Raw genomic sequence first — 23,192 nt, 5'->3', positions numbered from 1 at the left:
TTCATCGCCGACCCCCTGTGGCCGGTCGGCCCGGAGAAGACAATGAACACTCAGATCCAACCCGATCCATCGGCCATCGGCGGCGTCCCCAAGGCGCCGCTTGCCTTTTTGCCCAGCCCCGCGAAACTGTTCGCGACCCGGGCCGAGCGGTTCGATTTCCTGGCCGATCACGGCGGCAACGTCGCGCCTTATCTGCGCTTTCTTGGGGCGCTGACGGGGATCCAGGCGCGGCTGGCGGGTGAATTGCCCGCGGCCGATCCCCTGCCCGCCGACCGCATCGAAACCGCCCGCGCGCACCGCATGCCCCCCATCGACCGGGCCGAGATGGCCACGGATGCCGGGCTTTACGCGACGCTGGACAGGTTCCTGGACTTGGCCGCTCAGATCGAGATGCCCGAACCCGCCCGCATCGCCTTGCAGGCCGTCAAGGCCGCACCCATCGCGGATCGCCACTGGCTGCTGGAGAATGTGCTGGCCGACCGCATTCCCGATGACAGCGCCGCCGCCCATCTGTTTGTCGCAGCCGCCGTCCAACTGCATCTGTCGCGCATCGCCGCGACGCTGCCCGCCGACAAGCTGGTTCCGATCCGGACCGGCATCTGCCCGTCCTGCGGGGGGCGGCCCGCGACCTCCAGCGTCGTCGGCATCGGGGCGCTGGACGGGGCGCGCTATGCCACCTGTTCCTGCTGCACCACGCAATGGAACGAGGTGCGCCTGACCTGCCTGTGCTGCGGGTCGACCAAGGGCATCAGCTATCGCAGCGTCGAGACGATCGAGGCCACCGTCCGCGCCGAGGTCTGTTCGGAATGCGATTACTGGGTCAAGGTGCTGTACCAGAACAGGAACCACAGCCTTGAACCCATCGCCGATGATGTCGCCAGCCTGGGGCTGGACCTGATGATGAAGGACACCGACAAGACGCGCGGCGGCTTCAACCCCTTCCTGATCGGCTATTGATGAACGGCTTCCGCGCCCTCCCCTCGGTCGATCAGCTGCTGCAGACGGACAGCGTCGCTCAGCTGATCGATGCGCATGGCCGACAGCTGGTGACAGCGACGGCGCGCGCCGCGCTGGATGCTGCGCGGGCGGCCATTCGGAATGGGGCGGATGGCGCGGTGCAGGCCGCGCGGCTGCCGCATCTGCTGGCGGCGGATCTGGCGGGGATGGCGCAGACCGACCTGCGCCCGATTCTGAACCTGACGGGGACGGTGCTGCACACCAACCTTGGCCGCGCGATCCTGTCCGATGAGGCGATTGCGGCGGCGACCGATGCCATGGCCTCGCCGCTGGCGCTGGAATTCGATCTGACCACGGGCGGGCGCGGGCAGCGCGACGATCATCTGCGCGGACTGTTGTGCGAACTGACGGGTGCAGAAGACGCGACCGTCGTCAACAACAACGCCGCCGCCGTGCTGATCGCGCTGAACAGCCTTGGCCAAGGGCGCGAATCCATCGTATCCCGTGGGGAACTGATCGAGATCGGCGGCGCCTTCCGCATGCCCGACATCATGTCGCGCGCAGGCACGCGCCTGGTCGAGGTCGGGACCACGAACCGCACCCATTCCCATGATTATCTAGACGCCATGACCGAGGATACTGCCCTGATACTCAAGGTGCATACCTCGAATTATCGGATCGAGGGCTTTACCGCCGAGGTTGGCGCAGCGGATCTGTCGCAAATCGCGCGCGATGCCGGGGTGGTGCTGATGAACGACCTTGGCGCGGGATCGCTGGTCGATCTGTCGCATTTCGGTCTGCGTCGCGAACCCACCGTGGCCGAGGCCGTGGCCGAAGGCGCCGATCTGATCACCTTTTCGGGCGACAAGCTGTTGGGGGGGCCGCAGGCCGGCTTCATCGTCGGGCGGCGCGACCTGATCGAACGGATCAACAGGAACCCGCTGAAACGCGCCTTGCGTTTGGACAAGATCCGCATCGCGGCACTGCAGGCGACCTTGCGGCTGTATCGCGACCCCGACAGGCTGACCGCGCGCATGCCCGTTCTGCGCATGCTGTCGCGTCCGCGCGACCAGATCGCGGCACAGGCACAGCGGCTGGCCCCGCAGGTCGGGGCGCGACTGGCACCGCTTGGCTTCGACGCGGCGGTGACTGATTGCGCCAGCCAGATTGGATCGGGGGCCTTGCCGACCGACACCATCCCCTCGGCGGGGTTGCGGCTGACCGGACCGGGCGGCGATGCGCCGGACCGGCTGGCGTCACTGCTGCGCGCCCTGCCCCGCCCGATCATCGGGCATATCCGGGACGGTGCGCTGATCCTCGATATGCGTTGTCTGGATGATGACGATGCGCTGATGCGGGCGCTGGCCGGCCTATGATCGTTGGCACTGCGGGGCATATCGACCACGGCAAGACCGCCTTGGTCAAGGCGCTGACCGGCACGGATGCCGACCGCCTGGCCGAGGAAAAGGCCCGTGGCATCACCATCGACTTGGGATTCGCCTATGCCGATCTGGGAAGCGGACAGATCACCGGATTTGTCGACGTTCCGGGGCATGAACGCCTGATCCACACGATGCTGGCGGGCGCGGGCGGCATCGACATGGCGCTGCTGGTGGTTGCCGCCGATGACGGGGTGATGCCCCAGACCCGTGAGCACATGGCGATCCTTGACCTGTTGGGCATGGAACGCGGGCTGATCGTGATGACCAAATGCGATCTGGCGGATCAGACGCGGCGCGACGCCGTCGCGGCCCAGATACGCGAGCTGATCGCTCTGACGGGGCTGCGCGATGCGCCGGTGCTGATGGCATCGACCGTGACCGGCGAAGGGATCGCCGACCTGCGTGCCGCCCTGTCGCAGGCCGAGGCCGAAACAGCCGCCCGACATGCCGATGGCCCCCTGCGCATGACCGTGGATCGCAGCTTTACCCTGTCGGGCACCGGAACGGTGGTGACGGGAACGATCATCGCGGGCCAAGTGGCCGTCGGCGATCAGGTGATGGTCGGACCGTCCGGCCTGAGCGCGCGCGTGCGCGGCATTCATGCCCAAAACCGCGCGGCGACCCAAGGGCTGGCCGGACAGCGATGCGCCCTTAACCTGGCGGGCGACCAGATCGCCAAGGATGCCATCCATCGCGGCGATGTCGTCATGGCCCCTGCCCTGCACGCGCCGACCACACGCATCGACGCGATGCTCAGCGTGCTGCCATCAGAACCCACCCCCATCGGCACCTGGTTTCCCGCCCGCCTGCACAGCCATGCCGCCGAACTGGGTGCCCGCATCGTGCCACTAGGCGATCCGATCGCGCCCGGGTCCCAGGGGCCGGTGCAGATCGTGCTGGACCGCCCCGTCGCGGCGGGGATCGGGGATCGCTTCATCCTGCGCGACGTGTCGGCCATGCGGACCATTGGAGGGGGGCGGTTCCTGGATCTGCGTCCCCCGGCCCGCAAGCGCCGCGCGCCCGAACGACTGGCGCTGATCGAAGCCGCCCGCCATGCCGATCCGGCGCGGGCCCTGCGGGCGATGCTGTCGGTTGCCCCCGTCGAATTGACGGTCTTCGCGCGCGATCGTGGTCTGGCGGACGCGACCGCGCGGCAGGCATTGGACGATGCCCAGGGGCACGCCATCGGGGCCATGGCCCTGTCACAGGCGCATCTGGGGTCCCTTCGCGATGGCATGCAGGTCCAACTGTCGCAATTCCACGAGGAAAACCCCGACCTGGCCGGATTGGGGCGCGAAAAATTGCGACTGGCGCTGACGCCGCGCCTGCCCAAGGAAGCCTATCTGGTCCTGCTGCAATCCGAGGCGCAGGCCGGGCGCATCGTTCTGGACGGGGCCTTCATTCGCCAGCCGGGACACGAGGTGCGCCTGACCGATCAGGATCAGGCGCTGTGGGACCGCATCGCGCCGTCACTGACGGGCCCTCTGAGATTCCGACCGCCCCGCGTTCGCGATTTCGCCACCGATTTCGGCGTGGATGAAAAGGAGGTCCGGCGCGTCCTGAAACTGACGCAGAAGCTGGGGCGAACCGATCAGATCGCGCATGACCACTTCTTTGCGCGCAGCACCACGTCGGAAATGGTCACCATCCTGCGCGACGTCGACGCGCAATCCGCCGACGGGTGGTTCACGGCGGCCGATTTTCGTGACCGCGTCCAGAACGGCCGCAAGGTCGCCATCGAGATCCTGGATTTCTTCGACCGCCACGGCGTCACGCTGCGGCGGGGCGATCTTCGGCGACTGAACCCCCATCGGCTGGACCTGTTCGGCTAGATCGTCGCGCCGCCCTGTTCGATCACCGCCTCCATCGCGACATGGCTGGAGGTAGCATGGACATAGGGCAGCGACGAGATGCTCTCGGCCATGATCTGGCGGTAATGGGCCATGTCGCGCGAACGCACCTTCAGCAGATAGTCGAAGCCGCCGGCGATCATGTAGCATTCCTCGACCTCGGGGATGGCGCGGACGGCAGTGTTAAAGGCTTCCAGCGCCTTCTGCCGGGTGTCGGTGACGCGAACCTCGATATAGGTCACATGGCTCAGGCCCAGCTTCAGCGGCGACAGGATGGCGCGATAGCCGGTGATCAGGCCCGCATCCTCCAGCTGGCGGACACGCAGGGCGACGGGGGTCTTGGACAGGCCCACCTTGCGCGCCAGTTCGGTCATGGGAATGCGGGCGTCGGCCAGCAACTCGCGCAGGATGCGCTGATTCGTGGGGTCCAGAAGATCGGACATTGTTCTGTTTTCCCGTTAATTATGGTCATCTCGCCCACGTTCTGATCAACCTTTGGACACATCGTCCATACACGAGACGGTATCATGCGTGAAATGCCAAGGGGGCTGCCATGATTGATCTGTCCGCATTCGATTCCACCGCCAAGTTCCAACAGGAAGCCCCGCTTCTGGAACAGCTGACCGCCACGGCGGCGCTGTCAGCCGCGGACCGCGTACGGATCAGCCAGAATGCGGCCCGGCTGGTGACCCGCATCCGCAATGAATCCGATCCCACGATGATGGAGCTGATGCTGGCGGAATACGGGCTGTCCACGCAGGAAGGCGTCGCCCTGATGTGCCTGGCCGAGGCGATGCTGCGCGTGCCCGACCGCGCCACCATCGACGCGCTGATCGAGGACAAGATCGCGCCGTCCGATTGGGGGCGCCATCTTGGGGAATCATCGTCCAGCATGGTGAACGCCTCGACTTGGGCGCTGATGCTGACGGGCAAGGTGCTGGATGACGAACAGCCGGGCCTTGCGGGCACGCTGCGCGGCGCGATCCGGCGGGTGGGCGAACCGGTCATCCGCACCGCCGTCACCCGCGCCATGCGCGAGATGGGCCGTCAGTTCGTTCTGGGTCAGACCATTTCCGATGCCCTGTCCCGCGCCAAGGGGCAGGAAAAGAAGGGCTATTCCTACAGCTATGACATGCTGGGCGAGGCTGCGATGACGCAGGCCGATGCCGACCGTTATGCTGGCGAATACCGCAAGGCCATCGAAGCCATCGCAGGCGCCTGCGACAAGGGTTCGGTGCGCAAGAACCCCGGCATCTCGATCAAACTGTCCGCGCTGCATCCCCGCTATGAGGTCGCGCAGACCGGCCGTGTCATGGCTGAACTGGTCCCGGTGGTGCTGGATCTGGCGCAGCGCGCCAAGGCTGCCGGAATGGGATTGAACATCGACGCCGAAGAACAGGACCGGCTGGCGCTGTCGCTGCGGGTGATCCGCGCGGTTCTGGCCGATCCGTCGCTTTCGGGATGGGACGGTTTCGGCGTGGTGGTGCAGGCCTATGGCAAGCGCGCCGGTGCCGCCATCGACTGGCTATACGCGCAGGCGACCGAGCTGGATCGCCGCATCATGGTGCGCCTGGTGAAAGGCGCCTATTGGGATACCGAGATCAAGCGCGCCCAGGTCGAGGGGTTCGAGGATTTCCCGCTGTTCACGCGCAAATCGGCCACCGACGTCAGCTATATCGCGCTGGCACGCAAGCTTTTGGGCATGAACGACCGCATCTATCCGCAATTCGCCACTCATAACGCGCATTCCGTGGCCGCTGTTCTGGACATGGCAGCGGGACATTCCTTTGAATTCCAGCGCCTGCACGGCATGGGCGAACGCCTGCATGACATCGTGCTGCGCGATCATGGCACCGCCTGTCGCATCTATGCCCCCGTGGGCGCGCATCACGATCTGCTGGCCTATCTGGTGCGCCGCCTGCTCGAAAACGGCGCAAACAGCAGCTTTGTAAACCAGATCGTCGATGAGGACGTGACCCCCGCCGAGGTCGCCCACGACCCCTTTGATGCGGTGAAGACCGAGACACCGCCCGCATCTTTGGTGGCGCCCGAGGCGATCTATGGCGCGGGCCGGGTCAATTCGCGCGGCTTCGACCTGAATGCCCGCGACGTGCTGGAACGCATCGCGCAAGAACGCGACGACGCCATCGCCGATGCCGGCCCCCTGACGGTCAGCCCGCCCACCGGCACGGCCCATCCCGTGGTGAACCCCGCCACCGGCGATGTGCTGGCCCGGATCACGATGGCCGATGAGGACACCGTCGCTCGCGCCCTGTCCGATGCCCGGACATGGGACGCGCCCGCGGCGGAACGTGCGGCGGTGCTGCGCCGCGCCGCCGACCTTTACGAGGCCGAGTTCGGTCCCTTCTTCGGCATGCTGGCCCGCGAGGCGGGCAAGACGCTGAACGATGCCGTGGCCGAGCTGCGCGAGGCGGTCGATTTCCTGCGCTATTACGCCCAGCAAGGCGAAGGCCGCACCGATGCGGCGCGCGGCACCATCGTGGCGATCAGCCCGTGGAACTTTCCGTTGGCGATTTTCACGGGCCAGGTCGCGGCGGCGCTGATGGCCGGCAACGCGGTGTTGGCCAAGCCTGCCGAGCAGACCTCGCTGATCGCCGTCCATGCGACGCGCCTGCTGTTGCAGGCGGGCGTACCGCAATCGGCGCTGCAGCTGTTGCCCGGAGACGGCGGAACGGTCGGGGCGGCCCTAACGCGCAGCGCCGATGTGGCGGGCGTGGTCTTCACCGGCTCGACCGAGACGGCACAGCTGATCGCCGCCAGCATGGCCAAGCACATGTCCCCCGGCACGCCCCTTGTGGCCGAAACGGGTGGTCTCAACGCCATGATCGTGGACAGCAGCGCGTTGCCGGAACAGGCCGTGCGAGACATCATCGCCTCCAGCTTCCGGTCGGCGGGGCAGCGGTGTTCGGCCCTGCGCTGTCTTTACGTGCAGGAAGACGTTGCACCCCAGATCATCCGCATGATCAAGGGCGCCATGGTCCTGCTGAAGATGGGCGACCCGTGGGACCTGTCCACCGATGTCGGCCCGGTCATTGACCAGGATGCCCGCGACCAGATCGACGCCTATCTGGAATCCCATCGCGACCGGGTGCTGCATCGTCTGGACGTCCCCGAAGGCGGCCATTTCGTCGCCCCCACCCTGCTGCGCGTCAAGGGGATCGAGGAGATGGATCGCGAGATCTTTGGCCCTGTCCTGCATGTCGCGACCTACAAGGCACGCGATCTGGATAAGGTCGTGCAGACGATCAACGACCGTGGCTATGGCCTGACCTTTGGGCTGCACACCCGCATCGACAGTCGGGTCGAACAGGTCACCGCAAAGATCCATGTCGGCAACATCTACGTCAATCGCAACCAGGTGGGCGCCACGGTCGGCAGCCAGCCCTTTGGCGGCGAGGGTCTGTCGGGGACCGGTCCCAAGGCGGGCGGTCCGCTGTATCTGCCCCGCTTCTTCGTGCCTGCCGGGCGCGGTCATATCGCCTCGATCCCGGTGCCGGTCACCGATCAGCTGATGCCCGGCCCGACGGGCGAGTTGAACCGGCTGAGCATCCTTCCACGCGGTCCGGTTCTGTGCCTGGGCCCCAGTGAACAGGATGTCCAAGACCAGATGGCTGCCGTCGAGGCATTGGGCGGCATGCCCGTCACCGGCGACGCCGAGGCCCTGACGCACAGGGATGATCTGGCGGCAGTGCTGTGGTGGGGTGACGAGGAGACAGGGCGTGCCCAAGCGCAAGCCTTGGCCGAACGCAAGGGGCCCATCGTGGCGCTGATCACGGCGATGCCAGACCGCGCCCATGTCTGCCATGAACGGCATCTTTGCGTCGACACCACGGCTGCCGGTGGTAACGCCGCGTTGCTGGCCAGCTGAGCCTATGCTCCCCTTGCCAAGGCGGGCGGCCCGGTCCAAATGTGGGGCGGGCCGTGCATCAGATCGGCTTCGGAGGGGAATCGTCTCTGGTGGGGCGGCCGGACTTCAAATCCGGTTGGGGCAGCGAGCCTGTCCCGGGTGGGTTCGACTCCCATTCCTCTCCGCCAATCCGACCGATGCCGGGAAACATGACAGATCACGCGACCGATTTCGACGAATGGCTGGCCAAATCAATGGCCGATTCCGATGGCTTCACCATGCTCGTGGTGCTGATCGGATTGTCGGATGGGCGGGTGTCGTTGCTACGGTCGGCGCATCTGCACGTCATCGGCGATGAACTGGCTTGGCCCGTCTTGGCGCAGCACCTGGACTGTGCCGGCGTTTCCTGGGATGCGGTTGCCTTGTTCCGGGCGGGGCGCGAAGGGATCGTAGCCGATGACGTGGCCAAGACCCGGCTGGACGCCTTGGTCAAGGCCATGCACGCTGATCGGACCCTGATCCGCGACGGGGAATTCCTGAACCGCGACGGTCTGCGCCTGCGCCTCGACGACGCTTAGCAGGTCTGCGTATCTTCGGGCTGACCCTTCAGATCGAGGCCACGGGCGGTCGGGGGCTGCCAGGTGGGCGACCGTTCGACCGCCCCTTGGGTGTTCGTGCCCAACTGCGATCCGCCGGTGCCGCCGCTCCAACCCGTGGTGCCGGTGTTTTCCGGGGCAGTGCCGTCCTCGGAGGGGGCGGGATTGGTGGCGGGTTCGGCCTGGCCGGATTCGTCGGTGCAGGCGGGTTCGGCGCTGTCATTCGTCGCTACTGAGGAGACAGCCGACGGTTTGCCCGGATTGTCCTGCGCAAGCACCGGCCCCGAGAGGCCGATCATCAGGGCCGTGATGCCGATTGCAGACTGAAAGAACGGGCGGGACATGGCGGAACCTTCCTTGTGAATCATGGGTAAAACGCCATGCTTGCGTAGCGGTTCCCTTTCAGGCCTGCGTCGCGATCTGCAGGCCCCGTTCGGCAAATGTCGCGGCCAAGGGCGCAAGATTGCTGGCCCCCTGCCCCGCCGCATTTCCAGCCGCAGCCCGGTCGGCGATGCCCACGAAGATGGCGGCAAAGCGGAAAAGGGCAAAAGCCTCGTGGAAGGGCTGCAACGGGGGCGTCGGGGCTGCGTGGTCGTAATAATGCGCCACGAAGCTGTACCTGTCGGGGATCCCCATCGCATTTAGATCCAGGCCGGCGATGCCCCCGAACTGGTCCGGCCTTGTACGCCATGCCATGCAGGCGAAGCCCAGATCGGCCAGTGCCGGGCCAAGGGTCGACAGCTCCCAGTCCAGAATACCGATCACGCGGGGGGCGTCGGGGGCGAAGATCAGGTTGCCAAGACGAAAATCGCCATGCGCGATGGACACGCGTTCGTCCTGATCGGGCAGGTTTTCCGACAGCCAGTCATGCAAGGGCGCCAAGGCCGTGATGGGGTCATGCCGCAGAAGCTGCGAATCCTGGCATTGCTGCCACCAACGTGCGATCTGTCGGGGGTAATACCCTTCGGGGCGGCCGAAATCACCCAGCCCCACCTGCATCGGGTTGACGGCATGGAGCGCGGCCATCACGCGGGCCATCTCGGCGAAGATTTCACCGCGTTCGGAAGGCGCGATCCCCGGCAGGGAATTGTCGTGAAACACCCGCCCGTCCAACCGCTGCATCAGATAGAAGGGGCGCCCGATAACTCCGTCATCCGCGCAATAGAGGATCGGCTCGGGAACCGGCACGCCCTGCCCCTGCAAGGCCTGCAGGACGCGATATTCACGGTCGATCGCATGGGCGCCTTTCAGGATCGGACCCAAGGGCTGCGTGCGCAGGACCATCCGCCTGTCACCGTGGTCGACCATGCAGGTGGGATTCGACTGCCCCCCCGCGATTGGGCGCAGGTCGTAGTTTGCAGGACCGAACCTCGCGTGGAGCCAAGGCTGCAGCCCCGAAAAACGGTTCTCAGACGTCATGATCCGCCCCCGCGACCGGCCAGGACCAAAAATCACCCCCCTGCCCCGCATAGGCACGGGACAACACCATCTTGTGAACCTCGTCCGCGCCGTCGACCAGGCGGGCCTGGCGTGCATAGCGATAGATCCATTCGAGTACGGTATCGGTCGAGTAGCCGCGCGCCCCATTCACCTGGATCGCCCTGTCGGCGGCGTCGTGCAGAAGGTTGGCCACGTGGATCTTGGCCATCGAAATTTGTGGCCCCGCCCGCCGTCCCTGATCCAGTTCCCATGCGGCGCGCATGACCAGCAGGCGGCCGATCTCGATCCGCATGGCCAGATCACCGGTCGCGACCTGCACGGTTTCGCGATCCGCCAGCCGGATCCCGAAGCCTTCGCGGGTTTCGGCATAGTCCTGGGCAATCTGCATGCACCGCTTGGCAAGACCCAGCCAGCGCATGCAATGGGTCAGCCTGGCAGGGGCAAGCCGGGTCTGGGTCACGCGCATGCCTTTACCCTCGGCCAGGATGACGTTTTCAACAGGGATTTGCAGGCCGTCGAATTCCAGTTCGCAATGGCCGCCATGTTCTTCGGGGCCCATGATGCCGATGCGGCGCAGGATGCGCCAACCCGGCTGGTCGGCGTCGAACATCATCGCCGTCAGGGCATCCCTGGGTCCGTCCGAAGTCCGGGCCAGCAGCATGAAGTGCTGCGCGCCCTCCGCCCCGGTGATGAACCATTTGCGTCCGGTGACGACATAATGATCGCCCTGCCGCACCGCACGGGTGCGGATCATCGACGGGTCCGATCCCCCGCCGGGTGCAGGTTCGGTCATGGCGAAGGCCGATCTGACCCGGCCGTCCGCGATGGGCGCCAGCCAGCGGGCGCGCTGTTCGGGGCTGGCCAGTTTCGACAGGACCATCATGTTTCCGTCATCGGGCGCGGCGGAATTGAAGACCACCGGCCCGAAGATCGATCGGTTCATTTCTTCATAGCAGACGGCCATGCCCTGGATGCCGACCCCCAGCCCGCCATCGCGTTCGGGAAGTTGCAGGCACCACAATCCTGCCGCTTTGGCCTGGATGCGCAGGTCCTGCAGCAGCGTGTCGCTGATATTCCCATGGCCGTCATAGGCGGCCCGGTCGCCTTCATGCGGAATGATGCGCGTTTCGACAAAGGCGGCGATGCGCCTGCGAAGATCGTCCAATTGCGGCGTGATGGTGAAATCCATGACGGCCCCTCCTCTCTTGAACTCTCGGTCCTGTCCGGTTCCCCTTGGGCCGTCGGCGGCTATGGCAGAAGTCTTACCCCGCGCAGACCGGGCTCGGAACGGTTGGCGGCAACGGTCAGCCGAGCCATGAAATGCGAACGGACATAGGCCGCGTGGAATCTCGTCGGGGCGGTCAGGTGCAGGATGTCGTTTTCCTGGCCGGCTTCGGTCAGGGGCGCCAGCCATGCATCGAAGATCGAAGGGTCTTCGGCCTGCAGTAAAATACGCATCTTGGCCCAGCAGCCTTCAGCGGGTCCGATCTCGGCGCGTCGAAATGGCACGACATTGGCCACTGTCGGCGATGCCGGTTGATCCGTCATGCGGCTGACATAGTCTTCGCCGATATTCTTCCATGCCGGACGCGTATCCAGGAGGATGCGTTCCAGGTCCAGCCCCAGGACCGAGACGCGTCCGCGTGCACCTTGGCGCTTGACGGTGATCCAATCAAGCGCGCGCAGCCGCGCCATGTCGCGCTTGACGGTGCGCTCATCCACGCACCAAAGCCGCGCGATCTCTTTTTGACCCATAGTCAGTTCGTTGCGTTGCCAGTTGTAGCGGGTGGTGATCAGCGATATCAGCCGCAGCACCAGCCGTTGCCGGTTCTGGTCGCCCGCAAGCCCATGCGCCGTCAGCGCCGACAGGATGTCGTATTTCCGCGCCGCCGCCTCTCGGCCGACGGGTTTGTTCACCTGCATCGTCGCTCCTGCTGCCGGATTGCTCGGCTGACTGCTTGGATGCGGGCCGGGTTCTTGGGGCGCCCCAACGTTTTTCCGCATCCTCACCGCATTTGCGTCCTAAAGCACGATTCTGTCAAGCAGGTAGGTCACTGGTTCTTTCTGGCTGCCTTCTGATCAAGATAAAAACAGGTTTCAATGGTATAGGGGGACAAGGTAAGTGTCCCCTTTTGGGGTACGAATGTCCCCTATTTCGGCGCATTCGACCATAAGCTGTCCCCCACTTCTGGCAGGGTCTGGTTCTTTTAGCGATTCCCGTTTTCTGGGGCGATTCGGTCAGTCCAGCTTGAAGTTCGCTTTTTCCTGCTTTGAGTGAAGTTGTCTTTTGCCAAAAAAGCAAATCAAGCGTAAAAGCGGAAATGAAGACATTTAGCGTTCTTGAAGACAGGCACAATATGTATACCCACGAAGACCTCGCCCGGTTGCAAGCGCAATCCTTGAAGATGCAAGGCTGGATCCGTCGTCAGACCTTCAGCCCGGCCAATGAGAAGACGTTGCGCCGTTTTTCTAGCTGGGAGGTCGCCGAACTGATCTTCCGAATCAACCAGTCGACCTTCCGAGGCAAGTTAGCCGCGGACCCGAACCTTCCCCTCGGGGAAGTCGAGGAAGACGGTCGTCAACGCTGGTTCAGCCTGGAAGAGGTGAACGAACTGCGTCGCCGTGTCAGGATTAACAAGAAAAGTCTCATGCCCCCGCGCCCCGAGGGCAAGCGTGCCTTCCGCGCCGCCATCGCCAATTTCAAGGGCGGCGCGGGCAAATCGACCGTCGCATTGCATTTCGCCCATGCTGCGGCCTTGGACGGCTATCGCGTGCTGGTCGTCGATTTCGATCCCCAAGCCACGCTGTCGCATTCCATGGGCCTGTCGGATGTGGGCGAGGATCACACGGTTTGGGGCATCATGGCCCGCGATCTGGAACGCGAGACGGATCGCATGAACGTCGCCAGCGCCGGTGCCGAGTCAGGGACCGCCCTGCCCCAACGAAAGTTGCCGGCCTCGATTCGCGACATGGGATTGGGAACTCTGCGCCCGGCCGACTTTATCAAGCCTACCGCTTGGCCCACGATCGACATCGTACCCAGCTGCGCGAATGCCGCCTTCGTGGAGTTTGCCAGCGCCCAATATCGCCACCTCAATCCAGAATGGACTTTCTTTGGTGCCGTGTCGCGCTTTTTGGATAGCCTGGCAGATGATGCCTATGACCTGATCCTGTTCGATTGTCCGCCGGCCATTGGCTACCAATCCATGAACGCGGTCTTTGCGGCCGATATGCTCTACGTGCCCTCCGGCCCCGGATACTGGGAGTATGACAGTACGACCAGCTTCATCGGCCAGCTGTCCGAGGCGCTCGAGGATTTGTCGCACGGGTTCGAAAACTTCCCCACGGGGAAGATCACGTTGCCCAAGACCTTCACGGACATTCGTTTCCTGATGACCCGGTACGAACCGTCGAATGAGCTGCACCAAGCGATGCTGGGCGCTTTCCGACAGGTCTTTGGCGAGCGCATGGCCGAACACCCCATTGAACTGACGCGGGCGGTTGAACAATCGGGTCGTTTCCTGTCATCAATTTATGAAATCGACTATCGAGAGATGACCCGGGGAACCTGGCGACGCGCACGGGCAACATTCGATCAGGCCTATGAGGAGTTCAGGGGTCACGTCCTGACCGCTTGGGATCAGCTGGAGGATAACGCATGAGCCGCAAACGCCGCATGTTCGACATCGATATCCCCGAGGACGACAACGCAGACTTCCCCGCGGGGAAGATGGAAAAGGCCGACCAGCGCCGGGGGCCCATGGCAACTGCCATCGTTGAGACTGCTGAATCGACCCGTGATCGCGCCGCCATCGAAGCCCAGATCAGAGCGGAAAACGATGCGCTTGCGCAGGAGCATGTCCGGCTGAAGCGGGCTGGGCTGATCACCGACATGATTGAGCTCGACTTGATCGACAGTTCGAAGCTGGTGCGCGACCGCAAGCCGGAGGCTGATCTTGAACTGGTGGAACTGATGGCATCGATCCGCGATATCGGGCTGTCAAATCCCATTCAGGTCGAACCATCGGGTGACGGACGATATCAGCTGATCCAAGGGTATCGCCGTTTGTCGGCCTATCGCAAACTACGCGATGAGTCAGGGCAGGTGGATAAATGGGGACGCATTCCGGCCGGCATCTCTGCTCGCGGCGACCAGCTGGAACAGCTGTACCGCCGGATGGTCGACGAGAACCTGATCCGCAAGGATATCTCGTTCGCGGAAATGGCGCAGCTGGCCCTGCGTTATGCGCAGGATCCGCAGACTGCCGAGCCTGACGCCGAAAAGGCTGTCGCAATTCTGTTCAAGTCGGCAGGATATCAGAAGCGTAGCTATATCCGCAATTTTATCCCATTGGTTCAGCATCTGGGCGATGTCTTGATGTTTCCGCAGGAAATATCCCGTGCTTTGGGTCTCGCCTTGGCGCAGCGCCTTCAAGATGTGCCGGGAATAGCCGCGGCCATCAAGGCCGAGTTGAAAAGCTGGGATAAGCGAAGCGCCAAGGATGAGGTTGATTTGCTGCGCCGCTATGCGGGGCAGGGTTCTGAAGATGCAATTGCGCCAAGCCGGGATCCCGGCTTCGAGAGGCCTGCACCCGCTGCCAAGGCCAAGACAACTTTCCAGTTGCAGCGACCCCAGGGCAGCGCCAAGTGCACAGCCGCCAACGGGCGATTGGAGATCCGTTTGCCGCGTGATTTCTCTGCCGTTGACCGCCGCAAACTGGAAATTGCCGTGGCATCCATGCTGGACCAATTAGAGTAGCGGTCTTCCCCACGGGGAAGATCCGCTTGACAGAGCCAGTGTCGCGAAAAAAATAGACGATTTATTTCAATAACATAGCGATGCTGAGCGTGCCTGAATCTGCGAGATAGCAGTTGCACATCGTGCAAACTGGCGTTAGCAATTCTGCGACCCAGCAAAGGCATTTCCATGATCCAGACAAACGCGGCCCCTTTGCGGGGTATCGTCCTGAAATGCGCCAGTGTCAGCGTCTTCACGGTCATGGCGGCGCTGGTCAAGGCGACCTCGATCGAGGATGTGCCCGTTCCGCCCGGTCAACAGGTGTTCTTTCGTTCGTTTTTTGCGCTGCCCGTCATCCTGCTGTGGTTGGTCTTCCGATCCGAACTTCGGGTCGGGCTGACCACCTCTCGTCCGATGGGCCACTTCTATCGTGGTATCGTCGGCACGGCGGCCATGGGCTTCAACTTCTGGGCGCTATCCCTGCTGGCCTTCCCCGAAGCGACGGCGATCGGCTATGCAGCGCCCTTGCTGGTGGTGATCTTTGCGGGGATGTTTCTGGGCGAAGACGTCCGCGCATTCCGACTTGGAATGGTCGCGTTGGGGCTGGCGGGCGTGTTGATTGTCCTGTCACCACAACTGACCGGCGTAGGGCCGTCTGATCCTGCCCATATGTTGGGCGCAGTAGTGGCACTGATGGGGGCGTCATGCGCGGCACTGGCGCAGATCTTCGTGCGCAAGCTGGTCCAGCAGGAACGGACTTCGGCGATCGTCTTCTGGTTCTCGATCACCTCAACCCTGCTTTCGCTGATCACATTGCCCTTCGGGTGGGTGATGCCCACAGGCGGAACGCTGGCGATGCTGGTCCTGACCGGGGTGCTGGGCGGTCTGGGGCAGATCCTGCTGACATCGTCCTATCGGTTTGCCGATGCCTCGGTGGTGGCGCCCTTCGACTATGCCTCGATGATCCTGGCGGTGCTGATAGGCTGGACGGTGTTTGGGGAAATGCCGTCCAGCACGGTTCTGGGGGGCGCTTCGGTGGTGATCTTGGCCGGCATTCTGATCATCTGGCGTGAACATAAGCTGGGGCTTGAACGGACACGCCAACGTCGCGCCGGCACGCCGCCGGGATAGGGCAGGGGGGTCAGCCCGCCTGCCGCGAGGACAGGCTGTCCAGCATGGCCACCAAGTCGCGAAACCTCTCTCCTTGGACAAGGACGTGATCAGTCATCGCCTGTGATGCCGCGGCGCTGTCGCCCGTCCTGATGGCATCGGCAATGGAGCGATGTTCGGCCATCGACCTCTGCACGCGACCGCGCGCCTGCAGTTGACGCCGACGGTAAGGCTGCAGCATCGCCTGCAGGCGCAGCGTTTCGGCCCTGAGGAAGGGATTGTGGGCGGCCGCATAGATGGCTTGGTGAAACTGCGTGTTCCGCGCGTAATAAGCGTCGCTGTCCCCCGCCTGCGCCGCCTCTTCGCAGGCCTGCAGGCTTGTACGGATGGCTTGAAGATCATCCGCATCGGCGCGGCGACAGGCAAGAGCTGCACAGAATGCCTCCTGCTGGGCCATCACTTCGAAACGGTGCATCAGCTCGGTCACGGTGAGCTTGGTGACGAAAGTGCCGCGCTTGGGTTGGACGACCAACAGGCCCGACGTTTCCAGCGCCTGCAACGCCTCGCGCACGGGCGTGCGGGAACACCCGTAATCGGCCGCGATACGGTCGGGGTCGATCCGGTCACCGGGGTGATATTCCCCGTCGACGATAGCGTTTTCCAAGGCCAGCCTGATCCGTACCGCAGTCGGAAGTGTCATGTGTCCGTCCCGTTCCCTGCGGCGATTGCACGCTTCGCCGCAGCAAAAGTCCACCAATCAGCTTGTTATATACATCAACTCATGTACCGTGTATATCAACCGAGGGGGAGGATCGGAACATGGTGAAACAGCGTCTGGCATTTTTGACCGATTTCGTCGAGGCAGTGACCCGCCGCGGTCGCAATTCGGGCGATGAGGCCGATACGTTGAAGGCCTTGGCGCGCCCGGCATCCGAACGTATCGCCGCCGCCTGTTCGGTGCTGATGGGTCGCATCGGGGACGCCGCGCGGGTGGCGGTCGCGGAACAGGCGCTGCGGGCCTATGCGGAATTGCAGGCCGACGAAAAGCTGCGTTTCTTCCAGCGGCTTCGCGATGATTACGGTGTCGATGCAGACAGCATCCGCCAAGCCTATGGTGCATGGGATGCCAACCCCGATGCCGCCGCCGTGGCCGATCTGTTTCGCGTGGTCGAGCCCGCCCGCCAGACATTGCTGCGCCGCCTGAACCTGGCCCCCGGTGCCACGCCACAACTGGTGGCCATGCGTCGCGACCTGTTGCAGGCGATCGAACAAGACGCCTCGCTTGCCGCCATCGATCAGGATTTCGCGCATCTGCTGGCCTCGTGGTTCAATCGCGGGTTCCTGTCGATGCGACGGATCGACTGGAATGCGCCTGCGGCGATCCTGGAACAAATCATGCGCTATGAAAGCGTGCACCGAATGCAGGGTTGGGATGACCTGAAACGGCGTCTGGCACCGGCGGATCGCAGACTTTACGCCTTCTTTCATCCGGCGACGGGTGACGTGCCGCTGATTTTTGTCGAAGTCGCATTGACCCGTGGCATTCCCGATGCCATCGCCCCCATCTTGACCGCACCCGAGGGTGAGGCGCAGGCGCAGGCCGATACGGCGGTCTTCTATTCCATCAACAACAGCTTGGCAGGCCTGAAGGGCGTGTCCTTCGGCAATTTCCTGATCAAGCAGGTGGTCGCCGAACTGTCGGCCGAGCTGCCGCAGCTGAAGACCTTCGTCACGCTGTCCCCGGTGCCGGGCTTTGCCCGCTGGCTGGCGGCGCAAGACGACGAACGCGCCCGCGTGCTGTCGCAGGCTCTGCAGGCAGCGGACTGGCAGCACGATCCCGACCGGATCGAGGCTTTGCGCCCCGAGGTGCTGGCGCTTGCCGCCCGCTATATCGTGGTCGAGCGGGGCAGGGGGGGCATGCCCGCCGATCCGGTGGCCCGCTTCCACCTTGGCAACGGCGCATCCGCCCATCGCCTGAACTGGCCGGGTGACATGGCCCCTTCGGCCATGAAGGCGGCGCATGGCTTGATGATCAACTATCTTTACGAAGTGACGCAGATCGAGGCGCGACACGAGGCGTTCGTCCGCGACCAGACCGTGGCCCATGGCGACCAGCTGGCCGATGCGTTGAAAAGCTGAAGGAAAGGCACCTGACGATGCAGACCATAGAACAGAATTTCACCAAGGCCGCTGCCACGCATGGCGACAAGCCGCTTTTCATAAGGCCCGGCCAACCCGACATCAGCTTTGCCGCCATGCAGGATCTGGTCGGGCGACTGGCCACGGTCTTGGGCGACCTCGACGTCGCCCCTGGCGACCGCGTGGCCGTCCAGGTCGAAAAATCGCCCGAGGCCATCGCGCTCTATCTGGCGGTGCTGAGGGTGGGGGCAATCTTCCTGCCGCTGAACACCGCATATACCGGCCCCGAAATCGACTATTTCATCGGTGACGCCGCGCCGCGCCTGTTCGTCTGCGACCCTGCGCAGGAACAGACCCATGCCCATCGTGCGGGGGACGCGCTGACGGTGCAGACGCTTGGGGCGGCGGGTGACGGCACATTGATGGACAAGGCGGCCGGCGCCGCACCCCGCGCGGACAGCCATATCGCAGGGCCCGATGACCGCGCGGCGATCCTCTATACCTCGGGAACGACGGGCCGATCCAAGGGAGCGGTCCTGACCCACGGCAACCTGGTGTCGAACACCGAGGCGCTGTTGGACCACTGGCGCTTCACTGAAAACGACCGGCTGATCCACGCCCTGCCGATCTTCCACACTCACGGTCTGTTCGTCGCGGCCAACATGGCGCTGACGGCCGGCGCCACGATGATCTTCCTGACCCGGTTCGACGCCGACGAGGTGATCGACCTGATGGCGGATGCGACGGTGCTGATGGGGGTGCCGACCTTCTATACCCGCCTGCTGAAATCGGACCGTCTGACCGAACAGGCGACAGCGAACATGCGGCTGTTCGTGTCGGGATCGGCACCGCTGCTGGCCGAGGATCATCGTGCCTTCCAGGAACGCACCGGCATGGCGATCCTGGAACGCTATGGCATGACGGAAACCTGCATGATCGCGTCGAACCCCTATGACGGCGACCGCATTCCCGGCGCCGTGGGCATGGCGCTGCCCGGCATCACGCTACGCATCGCGGATCGCGACAGCGGGGCGGTCCTGCCGAAGGGTCAGATCGGCCTGATCGAGGTCAAGGGCCCGAATGTCTTCGAAGGCTATTGGAACATGCCCGAAAAGACTGCCTCCGAATTCCGCGATGACGGCTTCTTCATCACCGGCGATCTGGGGGAGATCGGCGATGACGGCTATCTGCGCATCGTGGGGCGGGACAAGGATCTGGTCATCTCGGGCGGCTACAACGTCTATCCCAAGGAGGTCGAGGAGGCGATCGATGCCCTTCCCGGCGTCTTGGAAAGCGCCGTGATCGGCCTGCCCCATCCGGATCTGGGCGAGGCCGTGACCGCCATCGTCGTGCCCCGTGCCGGTGCGACCGTCGATCCCGACGCGATCCGCGCCCTGCTGGCCGACGGCCTGGCCCGCTTCAAGCAGCCCAAGCGCGTCTTCGTCGCGGACGCCTTGCCGCGCAACGTCATGGGCAAGGTTCAAAAGGCACAGCTGCGCAAGGAATACGCCGACACCTACGCCTGACTTACAGCCCCCCGCCCGCGCCGGAGGAGGGTGCGGGACGGGGGGACAGATCACATGGGAGGAAACATGATCATCTTCGGAGTCGCGGCCCTGGCCGCCTGCCATCTGGCAGGCGTCATCCTGGGCGACCTGCTGGGCAGTCTTCTGGGCGTCCAGTCCAATGTCGGCGGCGTGGGTTTTGCCATGCTGCTGCTGATCTTCGCCACCGACTGGATGCGCCGAACCGGGCGCCTGCCCGCCATCAGCGAACAGGGCATCCTGTTCTGGAGCGCGATGTACATCCCCATCGTCGTGGCCATGGCAGCCCAGCAGAATGTCGTCGCTGCCTTGGCCGGCGGGCCCATCGCCATCATCGCCGGTGTCGGTGCGACCGTCGCCTGCATGGCGCTGGTTCCCGTCGTCGCCCGGATCGGCGGACAGGACGAAGCCCTGCCGCCCCTGACCGCGCAGGAGACCTGAGCCATGGAGATCGTCGAAATCCTGGAGAAGAACGGTCTGGTCTTTGCCTTCGTCGTCATCGGCTTGGTGATGTGGGTGTCCTATCAGCTGTCGGACAAGCTGTCGGCAGGGCGGCTGCATGGGTCCGCCATTGCCATCATCATCGGCCTGCTCCTGGCATGGCTGGGCGGCACGATCAGCGGCGGGTCCAAGGGACTGGCGGATCTGACGCTGTTTTCGGGCATCGGGTTGATGGGCGGCTCCATGCTGCGCGACCTGGCCATCGTCTCGACCGCTTACGGCGTCGACATGCGAGAGATCCGCAAGGCGGGTCTTGCCGGCGCGACCGCGCTGGCGCTTGGCATCATCGTGTCCTTCGTTGTGGGTGCGCTGGTTGCCGCTGCCTTCGGCTATACCGATGCGATCAGCATGGCGACGATCGGCGGCGGGGCCGCGACCTATATCGTGGGTCCGGTCACCGGCACGGCCCTTGGCGCCAGTTCCGAGGTGATTGCGCTGTCGGTCGCCGCAGGCCTGTTGAAGGCGGTTCTGGTGATGATCGGCACGCCCTTCGTGGCGCCCTATATCGGGCTGAACAATGCCAAATCCGCCATGGCCTATGGCGGTCTGATGGGCACGACCAGCGGGGTTGCCGGTGGCTTGGCTGCCACCGACAAGCGTCTGGTGCCCTATGGCGCGATGACGGCGACCTTCTATACCGGGCTTGGCTGCCTGATGGGCCCGTCGGTCTTCTATCTGGTGCTGCTGGCGATGTTCGGGAACTGACGCGCCAGTCCGGGGGGCGTGGATCGCGGTTGCGATCTGCGGCCTTTGGATGGGTCCGGCCTCAGGGATGTTGCGCGACGCGGGAACAGGGCGCTACGCTTTCCTTCAGAGGAGGGACAGCCATGACCGTGACCTTGTCGCGCCGTGATGCCTTGTGGTTGGGTCTGACCGGATGTGTCGCATCGGTCCTGCCGGGGCAGGTGATGGCGGGGTCGGTCGAGGATCTGATCACTGCCTTTGCGCAGGGGGCGGTGCCCGTCGATCGGGGGATCTTGCTGACCCTGCCCGCCGAGGCGCCAGACGGGTTCGCGGTGCCGGTCCAGGTCCAGGCCGAAGGGGCGACTCGCATCATGCTGCTGGCTTTGGCACGCAAATCGCCTCTGGTCGCGACGGCTGATTTCGGCCCCGCCAGCGGGACGGCCCGTCTGGCAACGCGCATCCGCCTTGCAGAGAGCCAAGACATCATGGCGCTGGCCCGCCACCCCGACGGGACGGTCATGCAGGCGACAGCGCCGGTCGCGGTTCTGGTCGCAGGGTGCGCGGGATGACACGGATCCGCATCCGCATGCCGGATCTTGTCCCGGCGGGACAAGCCTTCACGATCCGCGCGCTGATCACCCATCCGATGGAAACCGGCCTGCGCCTCGATCGGACAGGCCTGACAGTGCCTCGCCGCATCATCCACCGCTTTGTCTGCACCCTCGACGACATTCCCGTCATCGACATCGCGTTCGAGCCTGCGATTTCAGCCGATCCCTTTGTCGAATTCGACGCCGTGGCCGAACGTTCGGGCGTGCTGCAGTTTCACTGGCATGACGAATCCGGCGAGGTTCACAGTGCCAGTCGTCATCTGAAGGTGATATGACATGATCCAAAGGGCCGTTCCGGTATCGCGACGCCTGTTTCTTGCCACCGGCGCCGCGACGCTGCTGGCCGCCCCGGCCGTGCTTGCGAAAGGGACCGCCAGGGTGGTGATCGTGGGCGGCGGGGCAGGGGGGGCTTCGGTCGCACGGATGCTGGCCCCCGCCCCCGGCATTCAGGTGACCCTGGTCGAGGCGAAGCCGGTCTACACCACCTGCTTCTTCTCAAACCTCTATCTGGGCGGGTTGCGCAGCTTCGACAGCCTGCAGTTCGGATACGACCGCATGTCGGGCGCAGGGGTTCAGGTGATCCACGACCGCGCCATTGCCGTCGATCGCGACCGGCGCGTCCTTGCACTGGCCGGGGGCGCCCGGCTTTCCTATGACCGGCTGGTCTTGTCGCCGGGGATCGATTTCGTCGAAGGGTCGGTTCCGGGCTGGACGATGGACGACGCGCAGACGATGCCACATGCCTATCGGGCGGGGCCTCAGACCCAGCTGTTGGCGCGCCTGCTTCGCGACATGCCACATGGTGGCCTTTTCGCGATGGTCGCGCCCCCCAATCCCTATCGCTGTCCGCCCGGACCCTATGAAAGGGTCAGCATGGTCGCCCATCTGTTCGCGCGCCACAATCCGACGGCCAAGATCCTGATCTTCGACCCCAAGCCCGCCTTTGCCAAGCAGGCCCTGTTCATGGAGGGCTGGCAGCATCATTATCCCGGAATGGTTGAACGCATCGGCCCCGATTTCGGCGGGGCCGACCTGCAGCTGCGCCCCGCCGACCGCCAGGTCATTGTGGATGGACAGGCGCAAGCAGTCGATCTGTGCAATGTCATCCCGGCACAAAAGGCGGGCATGATCGCCGATCTTGCAGGGTTGACGAACGACACGGGTTGGGCGCCCGTTGACGGTACCACCATGACGGCCCTAGCGGACCCCAACATCCATGTGCTGGGTGACAGCGCAGATCAGGGTGACATGCCGAAATCGGCCTATGCCGCGAATTCACAGGCGCGGGTCGTCGCCGACAGCATTGCAGCCCAGTTGACCGATGCACCGTCTTTCGCGCCGACCTATGCCAATATCTGCTGGTCACTGCTGGCGCCCGGGGACGCAGTGCGGGTCGGGGCAAGATACGTGGCCCAAAATGGGCGGATCGTGGCGACGGAGAACTTTGTCAGCCAACCGTCCGAGGATGACGACCGTCGAAAGGCCACCGCGGTCGAAGCCGAATCCTGGTATGACGGGATCACCACCGAACTCTTTGGTGAATCAGAGGCGTGATTCGTTATTTCTTGTACGTCTGCGTTGTTGTTTTTCAGATTTTTGCATGAATTCTTTGTTTGATTTCAGGTGATTGCGGTGATCGTCTGGTTTCATTTCATGAAACTTTCAAAAACCTGCTTGCGTCTGTTTGTTGGTTTGCCTAAACACCGCTTCAC

The 23,192-nt window shown here is 64.1% G+C and carries 21 protein-coding genes and 1 tRNA gene; 16 read left to right on the top strand and 6 right to left on the bottom strand.

Features of this window, described 5'->3' with window-relative positions; all coding sequences use genetic code 11:
• Window positions 1–42: 42 nt before the first annotated feature.
• Genes fdhE through selB form a run of 3 tightly spaced genes read left to right on the top strand, consistent with a single transcriptional unit; the run spans window position 43 to window position 4,231 of the window.
• Window positions 43–957, top strand: a complete 915-nt coding sequence (fdhE, locus tag DKT70_RS10815) for a formate dehydrogenase accessory protein FdhE (RefSeq protein ID WP_111559146.1) — start codon at window positions 43–45, stop codon at window positions 955–957.
• Window positions 957–2,333, top strand: coding sequence for an L-seryl-tRNA(Sec) selenium transferase (gene selA / locus DKT70_RS10810; protein WP_111559225.1), 1,377 nt, complete (start codon window positions 957–959; stop codon window positions 2,331–2,333). The genes fdhE and selA overlap by 1 nt, the downstream gene beginning before the upstream one ends.
• Window positions 2,330–4,231 (top strand): selenocysteine-specific translation elongation factor, encoded by a 1,902-nt coding sequence (selB, locus tag DKT70_RS10805; protein WP_111559145.1) that lies wholly within the window; start codon window positions 2,330–2,332, stop codon window positions 4,229–4,231. Before selA ends, selB begins: the two co-directional genes overlap by 4 nt.
• Here the strand turns inward: selB and DKT70_RS10800 are convergent.
• Complete coding sequence (locus DKT70_RS10800; RefSeq protein WP_111559144.1) at window positions 4,228–4,692, bottom strand: Lrp/AsnC family transcriptional regulator; 465 nt, start codon at window positions 4,690–4,692, stop codon at window positions 4,228–4,230. The two genes, selB and DKT70_RS10800, sit on opposite strands and share 4 nt — an antisense overlap.
• A 110-nt stretch (window positions 4,693–4,802) precedes the next feature.
• Here DKT70_RS10800 and putA point away from each other — a divergent pair, with 110 nt between their 5' ends.
• The 3 genes from putA (at window position 4,803) to DKT70_RS10790 (ending at window position 8,695) form a co-directional block, all read left to right on the top strand.
• Window positions 4,803–8,138: a bifunctional proline dehydrogenase/L-glutamate gamma-semialdehyde dehydrogenase PutA gene (gene putA / locus DKT70_RS10795; RefSeq protein ID WP_111559143.1), complete on the top strand. Its 3,336-nt coding sequence runs from the start codon at window positions 4,803–4,805 to the stop codon at window positions 8,136–8,138.
• A gap of 71 nt (window positions 8,139–8,209) precedes the next feature.
• Window positions 8,210–8,305: transfer RNA gene (locus DKT70_RS18030), tRNA-Sec, on the top strand.
• Between the two features lie 21 nt (window positions 8,306–8,326).
• Complete coding sequence (locus tag DKT70_RS10790; RefSeq protein ID WP_111559142.1) at window positions 8,327–8,695, top strand: hypothetical protein; 369 nt, start codon at window positions 8,327–8,329, stop codon at window positions 8,693–8,695.
• Here DKT70_RS10790 and DKT70_RS10785 read toward each other — a convergent pair.
• Genes DKT70_RS10785 through DKT70_RS10770 form a run of 4 tightly spaced genes read right to left on the bottom strand, consistent with a single transcriptional unit; the run spans window position 8,692 to window position 12,076 of the window.
• Window positions 8,692–9,057: a hypothetical protein gene (locus DKT70_RS10785; protein ID WP_111559224.1), complete on the bottom strand. Its 366-nt coding sequence runs from the start codon at window positions 9,055–9,057 to the stop codon at window positions 8,692–8,694. The two genes, DKT70_RS10790 and DKT70_RS10785, sit on opposite strands and share 4 nt — an antisense overlap.
• Before the next feature lie 58 nt (window positions 9,058–9,115).
• Complete coding sequence (locus DKT70_RS10780; RefSeq protein WP_111559223.1) at window positions 9,116–10,132, bottom strand: phosphotransferase family protein; 1,017 nt, start codon at window positions 10,130–10,132, stop codon at window positions 9,116–9,118.
• The gene (locus tag DKT70_RS10775; protein WP_111559141.1) at window positions 10,122–11,342 is read right to left on the bottom strand and encodes an acyl-CoA dehydrogenase family protein; all 1,221 of its coding nucleotides are present in this window, start codon (window positions 11,340–11,342) and stop codon (window positions 10,122–10,124) included. Before DKT70_RS10775 ends, DKT70_RS10780 begins: the two co-directional genes overlap by 11 nt.
• A gap of 59 nt (window positions 11,343–11,401) precedes the next feature.
• Window positions 11,402–12,076, bottom strand: a complete 675-nt coding sequence (locus tag DKT70_RS10770; RefSeq protein WP_111559140.1) for a DnaA N-terminal domain-containing protein — start codon at window positions 12,074–12,076, stop codon at window positions 11,402–11,404.
• Between the two features lie 434 nt (window positions 12,077–12,510).
• Between DKT70_RS10770 and DKT70_RS10765 the strand changes: the two genes are divergently transcribed.
• The 3 genes from DKT70_RS10765 (at window position 12,511) to DKT70_RS10755 (ending at window position 16,022) form a co-directional block, all read left to right on the top strand.
• Window positions 12,511–13,815, top strand: a complete 1,305-nt coding sequence (locus DKT70_RS10765; protein ID WP_111559139.1) for an AAA family ATPase — start codon at window positions 12,511–12,513, stop codon at window positions 13,813–13,815.
• A complete protein-coding gene (locus DKT70_RS10760) occupies window positions 13,812–14,912 on the top strand; it encodes a ParB/RepB/Spo0J family partition protein (RefSeq protein ID WP_111559138.1) in 1,101 nt (366 codons plus the stop codon). The genes DKT70_RS10765 and DKT70_RS10760 overlap by 4 nt, the downstream gene beginning before the upstream one ends.
• A gap of 168 nt (window positions 14,913–15,080) precedes the next feature.
• The gene (locus DKT70_RS10755) at window positions 15,081–16,022 is read left to right on the top strand and encodes a DMT family transporter (RefSeq protein ID WP_111559137.1); all 942 of its coding nucleotides are present in this window, start codon (window positions 15,081–15,083) and stop codon (window positions 16,020–16,022) included.
• A 10-nt stretch (window positions 16,023–16,032) separates the two neighbouring features.
• On the opposite strand, the gene DKT70_RS10750 is transcribed toward DKT70_RS10755, so the two are convergent.
• The gene (locus tag DKT70_RS10750; protein ID WP_111559136.1) at window positions 16,033–16,701 is read right to left on the bottom strand and encodes a GntR family transcriptional regulator; all 669 of its coding nucleotides are present in this window, start codon (window positions 16,699–16,701) and stop codon (window positions 16,033–16,035) included.
• Window positions 16,702–16,820: 119 nt separating this feature from the next.
• Between DKT70_RS10750 and DKT70_RS10745 the strand changes: the two genes are divergently transcribed.
• The 7 genes from DKT70_RS10745 to DKT70_RS10715 all read left to right on the top strand — a co-directional run bounded on the left by DKT70_RS10745 (window position 16,821) and on the right by DKT70_RS10715 (window position 23,034).
• A complete protein-coding gene (locus DKT70_RS10745) occupies window positions 16,821–18,140 on the top strand; it encodes a malonyl-CoA decarboxylase (RefSeq protein WP_111559135.1) in 1,320 nt (439 codons plus the stop codon).
• Between the two features lie 17 nt (window positions 18,141–18,157).
• Window positions 18,158–19,666: a malonate--CoA ligase gene (locus DKT70_RS10740; protein WP_111559134.1), complete on the top strand. Its 1,509-nt coding sequence runs from the start codon at window positions 18,158–18,160 to the stop codon at window positions 19,664–19,666.
• 66 nt (window positions 19,667–19,732) lie between these two features.
• Window positions 19,733–20,125: a malonate transporter subunit MadL gene (gene madL / locus DKT70_RS10735; protein ID WP_111559133.1), complete on the top strand. Its 393-nt coding sequence runs from the start codon at window positions 19,733–19,735 to the stop codon at window positions 20,123–20,125.
• A gap of 3 nt (window positions 20,126–20,128) precedes the next feature.
• Window positions 20,129–20,890 (top strand): malonate transporter subunit MadM, encoded by a 762-nt coding sequence (madM, locus tag DKT70_RS10730; RefSeq protein ID WP_111559132.1) that lies wholly within the window; start codon window positions 20,129–20,131, stop codon window positions 20,888–20,890.
• 122 nt (window positions 20,891–21,012) lie between these two features.
• A complete protein-coding gene (locus tag DKT70_RS10725) occupies window positions 21,013–21,438 on the top strand; it encodes a thiosulfate oxidation carrier protein SoxY (protein WP_111559131.1) in 426 nt (141 codons plus the stop codon).
• A complete protein-coding gene (gene soxZ / locus DKT70_RS10720) occupies window positions 21,435–21,755 on the top strand; it encodes a thiosulfate oxidation carrier complex protein SoxZ (protein ID WP_111559130.1) in 321 nt (106 codons plus the stop codon). Before DKT70_RS10725 ends, soxZ begins: the two co-directional genes overlap by 4 nt.
• A 1-nt stretch (window position 21,756) precedes the next feature.
• Window positions 21,757–23,034 (top strand): NAD(P)/FAD-dependent oxidoreductase, encoded by a 1,278-nt coding sequence (locus DKT70_RS10715; RefSeq protein ID WP_111559129.1) that lies wholly within the window; start codon window positions 21,757–21,759, stop codon window positions 23,032–23,034.
• Window positions 23,035–23,192 lie beyond the last annotated feature (158 nt).

The organism is Paracoccus sediminilitoris (genome assembly GCF_003259195.1).
Taxonomy (GTDB): Bacteria; Pseudomonadota; Alphaproteobacteria; order Rhodobacterales; family Rhodobacteraceae; genus Paracoccus; species Paracoccus sediminilitoris.
The sequence above is the reverse complement of the archived record's forward strand: the minus strand, read 5'-3'. Positions and strand labels throughout refer to the sequence as shown.